This window comes from Acidisphaera sp. L21, assembly GCF_009765685.1.
Taxonomy (GTDB): domain Bacteria; phylum Pseudomonadota; class Alphaproteobacteria; order Acetobacterales; family Acetobacteraceae; genus LMUY01.
The window spans coordinates 1-5471 of the sequence record NZ_LMUY01000123.1; the positions used below are offsets into that span (position 1 = coordinate 1).

The 5471-nt window shown below is 62.1% G+C and carries 5 protein-coding genes; 1 reads left to right on the forward strand and 4 read right to left on the reverse strand.

From position 1 onward, the window contains the following. The 4 genes from GSQ76_RS23375 to GSQ76_RS23390 form a co-directional block, all read right to left on the reverse strand. On the reverse strand, positions 1 to 1542 hold a 1542-nt coding region (locus tag GSQ76_RS23375), incomplete at its 3' end, for a N,N-dimethylformamidase beta subunit family domain-containing protein (protein ID WP_158746521.1). A gap of 63 nt (positions 1543 to 1605) precedes the next feature. Then, entirely contained in the window at positions 1606 to 3207 is a 1602-nt protein-coding gene (locus GSQ76_RS23380; protein WP_216851252.1) for an ABC transporter substrate-binding protein, read from the reverse strand. Between the two features lie 99 nt (positions 3208 to 3306). Next, positions 3307 to 4200: a slipin family protein gene (locus tag GSQ76_RS23385; protein ID WP_254070594.1), complete on the reverse strand. Its 894-nt coding sequence runs from the start codon at positions 4198 to 4200 to the stop codon at positions 3307 to 3309. Beyond that, positions 4197 to 4586, reverse strand: coding sequence for a GntR family transcriptional regulator (locus GSQ76_RS23390; protein ID WP_158746523.1), 390 nt, complete (start codon positions 4584 to 4586; stop codon positions 4197 to 4199). The genes GSQ76_RS23385 and GSQ76_RS23390 overlap by 4 nt, the downstream gene beginning before the upstream one ends. Positions 4587 to 5057: 471 nt before the next feature. Here GSQ76_RS23390 and GSQ76_RS23395 point away from each other — a divergent pair, with 471 nt between their 5' ends. Further along, positions 5058 to 5369 carry a hypothetical protein gene (locus GSQ76_RS23395; protein ID WP_158746524.1) on the forward strand — a complete coding sequence of 104 codons (312 nt, stop codon included), beginning with the start codon at positions 5058 to 5060 and terminating at the stop codon, positions 5367 to 5369. Positions 5370 to 5471 lie beyond the last annotated feature (102 nt).

Here is a 5471-nt window from a genome sequence, read left to right on the forward strand (position 1 = left end):
CATCGACACCATCATGCCGGATCCGTGGTACGATTTCGCCAACGTCTCCTCGTTGGCGACGCCATAGATCATCTCCGCCTTCTCGTACCAGTCATGGGCGCCCACATAGGCGCGTAGGCCGTAGCTTTCGAGCGGGGCCTCCGCCATCACGGCTGGCGTCATGGCTAGGATTTCGACAGTGTCTGGTGTGCCGTCTTCGCCGGTCGGGTAGGGCAGGCCGCGTCGGAAAGTGTAGTCGACGCCGTCCACCTCGTAGCCGAAGATCCGCGCCTCGGCGCCGAAGATGTCGCCATAGCTCAGATCCGTCTTGGCGAAGGCCCAATGCTCCGGCCGATACACGGTGAACCCTCTGCTGCCGCGCGGCGTAAAGCGGCCCCAATTCGCGTAGGTCCCGCCCAAGCCGTTCACCCCAACCGTCGTAGCGCCGGGCCAGCGGACGTGCCTGTCCTCCCAGGCGCTGGTGAGCCGCGAGGTGTCGCCGGTTGCGAAGATTGGGTCCGTCTGATGCGCGTTGCTCTTGTAGCAGACCTGGCGCTTGCCGTCGTCTTCCAGCCGGACCTGCCAGGTGAAATTTGCGCCAAACCGGGCGACATGGCCCCCGCGTTCCACATAGTCCTCGATAGCCAGACGCATCTCCCGCGTCCAATACTCGTCGTGGCCAACGATGACGATGCAGGAATAGCCGTTCAGCAGCTCCGGATTCAGGTGCAGGTCGGTTTGCGTCATCGTATCGAGCGCGTAGCCCTCACGTTCGGCCCAGACGGCGAAGTGCCGGTCATACTGCGCCCAGCCGGTCGCGGCGTAGAAGTAGCTGAAACCGTTGGCGTAGGACCATTCCTTGAAGTCGTACCGCAACGGAGTCATCGGCTCGGCGACGGTTGCACAGATACGCGGTGCGTTATCCGGCAGCTTCACCAGGCCTCGGGTCCAGGGCCGCTGCAGGCTCAGCAGCGGCGACATCTCGTTGCGCGCCGGGCCGTGGCTGCCGCCGTAATGGTTGGCGCCACCCCAGTCGTTATACGCGGTGTAGGTGCAGGTCGGTAGCACGTGCAGCACCCGCCCGGGTTGGGCAACCGCCGAGGGACGGATGACGAAGAAATGGTGCTGAACGAAGCGCCCGCCCTGTTGCCGCGGCACACTGGACTCGACCAGGTAGAAGCCAGACGGCAGGTCAGCCGGCAGGGTCCAGCGATACAGCACGGGCCAGTGGCACCCGGCCTCATAGGCGTCCACCGGCATGGCGGTGGACTGGCCCGGCAAGCCCTCCTCTCGGTGAACGACCGTGGGGTGCAGCCCGTCACGCATGATTTCGATGGTCCATTCTGCCGCATTGGTACTGCCGTGGAACTGCACGGTTTCGCCAGCGGCGTAGGAGATGGCGTCGGTGTAGACGTGGACCTCGTGCCACGCCGGATCCGCGCGGGGGGCCTCGAAGGGGCGCATTTCCTGCCAGTGGTGATCACCCGGCGTGGGATAGATACTGCGGGGGCCGACGTTGACGGTGCTGTCCGGCCGGGCAGTCGGGTCATTGTATAGCGGCATGAGAACCTTAGGCTTGTTGGTTTCGGCGTGCTGGCCGGTGCGCGAGGCCCGGCTCGGCTGCGATCAGGACTTCTGCAGGTTGTAGAACAGCGGGAACCCCTCGACGATGCCCGTGACGTTGCTGCGGAACGCCGTGGGCGGCGTGTAGGCGCCGGTCGGTAGGTAGGGGATGTCCTGGAAGGCCTGCAGTTGGATCTCCTCCGTGATGTGCTTCTGGTCCGCCAGATTATCAGCGGCGAGGAACTGATCACGTAGCGCTTCGATCTTCGGCAGGTCGGGCCAGCCGGATGTGCCGGACTTGCCGGGCCCGCGGACATAGGATTGCGTCGCCGGGTTCAGCGCAATGATGCCGGGGATGTAGTTGCACCAGGCGCTCCAGCCGCCCTTGTCCAGCCCATCCTTGTTGGTCATCACGCGTGTGGCGACGGAGCCCCAATCGGATGCCTGGTAGTCCAGGTTGACGCCGGTGCGGCGGAACATGTCACCGGCAATCTCGCTCATGGCGTTCAGCGAGGCCAGGTCGGTCGGCACGGCCAGCACGATCTTCTCGCCCTTATAGCCCGCTTCCTGGAGATTGCGTTTGACCTTGTCATAGTCCGGCGCCCCCTTGGCCATCGTGTCGAGGCCGGCTTCGGTGGCCAGTGGAGAGCCCGGCAGGAAAAAACCGCACCGGTCATTCCACAGGGCATGGTCATCGCCCATCGATGCGATCATGTAGTCGGTCTGGTTGATCGCCGGCAGGAAGGCACGGCGGATTGCCGGGTTGTCGAAGGGCGGCTGCAAGTGGTTGAGGCGGATCATGCCCATCAAGCCGGCCTTGTCCTTCACCTCGACCCTCACGTTACGCGCTTTCTTCAGCAGCGGTACGAGATCGGCCGTGGGTTGCTCCCACCAATCGACCTCGCCCTGCTGCAGGGCGGCAGCGGCGGTGGCGGCATCCGGGATGGTGTGCCACTCCACACGGTCAACCCGGGCGATCTTGCCGCCGGCCAGGAAGCTCACCGGCTCGTTGCGCGGCTTATAGCCGGTGAACCGCTCGTACACGGCAAGCGAGCCAGCCATACGCTCTGCGGCCACCCAACGGAACGGGCCGCTGCCAACAATATCTGTCACCTGGAAGGACGTCGGGTTCTTGGCCATCCGCTCCGGCATCACGGGGCAGTAGGAGGACGGCTTGGCCAGCGAGGTCGCCAGCAGCGGGAACGGCTTCTTTAGCTTTATCAGGAAGACGCGATCGGAGACCGGGGTCATTGAGTCGGTGATGGCGCGGATGTTCTGGCCCAGCACGTCGGCCTTGGTCCACCGGTCGATGCTGGCGATGGCGTCGCGGGCGAGGATCGGCGTGCCGTCGTGAAAGGTGGTGCCATCCCGCAGGGTGATGCGCCAGGTGCGTCCATCATCCTCGATCGCGTGGCCGTCCACCAATTGGGGCTGGGCGTTGTAGCTGCTGTCCAGGCCGTAAAGCTGGTCGTAGACCATCATGCCGTGGTTTCGGGTCACGAGCGCCGTGTTGAACACAGGGTCCAGCAGCGTCAGGTCGGACTGGGGGACGAACTTGAGCACAGATGATGCCCCGGCAGATCCCTGGGCACGCACAACGTTGGGCCGAGCCAGTGTCGAAGCTGAGGCGCCGGCCGCTAAGGCCAGGAAATTACGACGCTTCAAGATACACCTCCACATTGCAATGGGAGTGTGCGGTATAAACTCCGAAATAGCCAAATTCGTCTGTCACTGGGCTGCGCACCCGCCCGACAAACCCCACAATTACGCCACGCCGGTGCCGCTTGCAGCAACGAGGCCGGCCAATCCGCCGGGGTTCATGCTGTCCGCCATTGTCGAGGGCACGACAATCGTCATCCCCCGTTCCTTCGTCGCTTCATACACCAGGTTCATCGCCCGCAACTGCATTGCGCCAGGTATCTTGGCGTAAATCTCGGCGGCATCGACAAAGGTCTGCGCGATCTGCTTTTCGGACGATCCGAGTATAATTCTTGCGTCTTTCTCGCGTTCTGCTTGTGCTCGCCGGCTCATCGCGTCTTGTAGTCCCGAGGGGATCGCCACGTCGCGGATTTCGACAGAAATCACACTGACGCCCCACTCTGCCGTCTTCGATCCGATCTGCTCGCGCAGTAGTTCGTCGGCCTTCTTCCGTTCCGACAAAAGACCCGAAAGCTCTGTCGCACCGATCATTTCGCGGAGAGAGGTTTGTGCAACCTGGCCAATCGCTTCCTTGTAGTCCGCGATTTCCAGAGCGGCTCGCTCCGTATCGTGAACCTGCCAGAAGATGATTGCATCGACATTCACCGGCACAGTGTCCTTGGTCAATGTCCGCTCGGCATTGAAGGTGGCGGTCTGAATACGTTGGTCGATTGACGTTGCAATGGTGTCTGCGAAGGGGATGATGAAGAATGGGCCGGGTCCTCGAATACCTTGTAATTTGCCGAGGCGAAGGACAATCATCCGTTCCCACTGGCTCGCGATGATAAGGCACCGCGGCAGGACGATGGCGATGATCACGAGGATCGCCGCAGCAACGTAGGCAGAGGGAACCGCCTCTAACCGGCCAAGCAGCGCAAGGCCTATTGCAAATACAAACAGAATTGACGACAGCAGCGTTGCGACAGCATTTGCGCCCGCACCCATGATGAAATCCTTCATTCTTGGCCCCCACTTTCTGCGTTGATCTCAATTATCCGCCGAGCCACTTGAAGCGGGTCGGCTCCGATTGTTTTTGCTGAAGCGATTGCTCGATGGGCAAGGTCGTTGACCCGTGCCTTCTGCATTGCCAGATCCAGTGGTGGTGGATGCTCGGCGACGAAGGTTCCTCGTGCGGGTTGGACCTCGACTGCGCCGGTGCGCGCCAAAGCGTCATAAGCATGTTTGACCGTGTTCAGATCTACGCGAAGTGCGATGGCGACCTGCCGCATCGTGGGCATCCTTTCGCCCGGCTTGGCGAGCCCTGCGCCGATGGCCTGGAGCATCTGATCTCGTATTTGGAGATAGATCGGCACACCGGACAGTTCGATTTGAAAGGAATCTAGCATCAAGCTTTCTGTATGATAGTCCGCATACAGGCATACAGTTTATATCCGTCGTCAAGATCCAATCGCAGTGATCGCGCACCCTCCGATAGGAATGCCACGCCGGGAACGGTTGAACCGAAAGGCTTGAGTTGCGAACCTCGAAATGCCAGCGTCCCGCTGCTGGCGCTTGGGCTGCTGATTGGGACAGCGGCATAGGCTGAGGGCGAAGAGCCCAGGTATTGCGATCCAACTAGGCTGCGAACGGATACACTGAGCGGCATCGTTGGTTGAGCCACCAGTAGGACGCCCCGAAGGAGACGGTGCCCTGGAGTCAAAGGTTTTCGTGTCCCCCGCTGTGCAGTTCAAGCTGGCCGCTGCCGGCTGCATCATTCCCGTGGCGAAAGGCGCGGATGCCGCAATCACCGACCGTTTCAACGCCGGGTCGCCTACGTGTCGGCAAACCAAAGCTACCATCGGAATTTCTATGACCAAATGCTCGGTCCACCCGTGGGGCGCGTGGTGAACGGCTTGGTGGTCGCGCTGGCGGTACAGGCCGCCTGGGCGCAAGGTATCGGGCACATCGCGGCCAAGCAGCACGACGACGTGGTCGCCGTTGATCTCTGTCTTGGCAAAACGGAGTTTGCCCGAGGGGTCGAGCGCGATAGCGTAACCGCGGCCACGTGCCGCAAAGTGGTATGGTCGCTCGGCTTTACCGTGTTGCGCCGGGGCGTGCGGGCCAGCCTTGCTCTCTCGGCCGTCGTAACGCGCCCAACGATCCACGCGGCGGGTTTGAAACTGCGATGAATGTCCTCGTAGGTCTCCGACCACTCAGACCGGCTGCCATCCAGACTTGTCGTGCACCGGCTCGGATGCAAGCTTCCGTTCCAGACGCACTCATGGGCAAAT

What these genes read in the sequence shown, in the direction of transcription:
- GSQ76_RS23395 (WP_158746524.1), top strand. Translation starts at nt 5,058, where the DNA reads ATGCTCGGTCCACCCGTGGGGCGCGTGGTGAACGGCTTGGTGGTCGCG.
- GSQ76_RS23385 (WP_254070594.1), bottom strand. Translation starts at nt 4,200, where the DNA reads ATGAAGGATTTCATCATGGGTGCGGGCGCAAATGCTGTCGCAACGCTG.
- GSQ76_RS23390 (WP_158746523.1), bottom strand. Translation starts at nt 4,586, where the DNA reads ATGCTAGATTCCTTTCAAATCGAACTGTCCGGTGTGCCGATCTATCTC.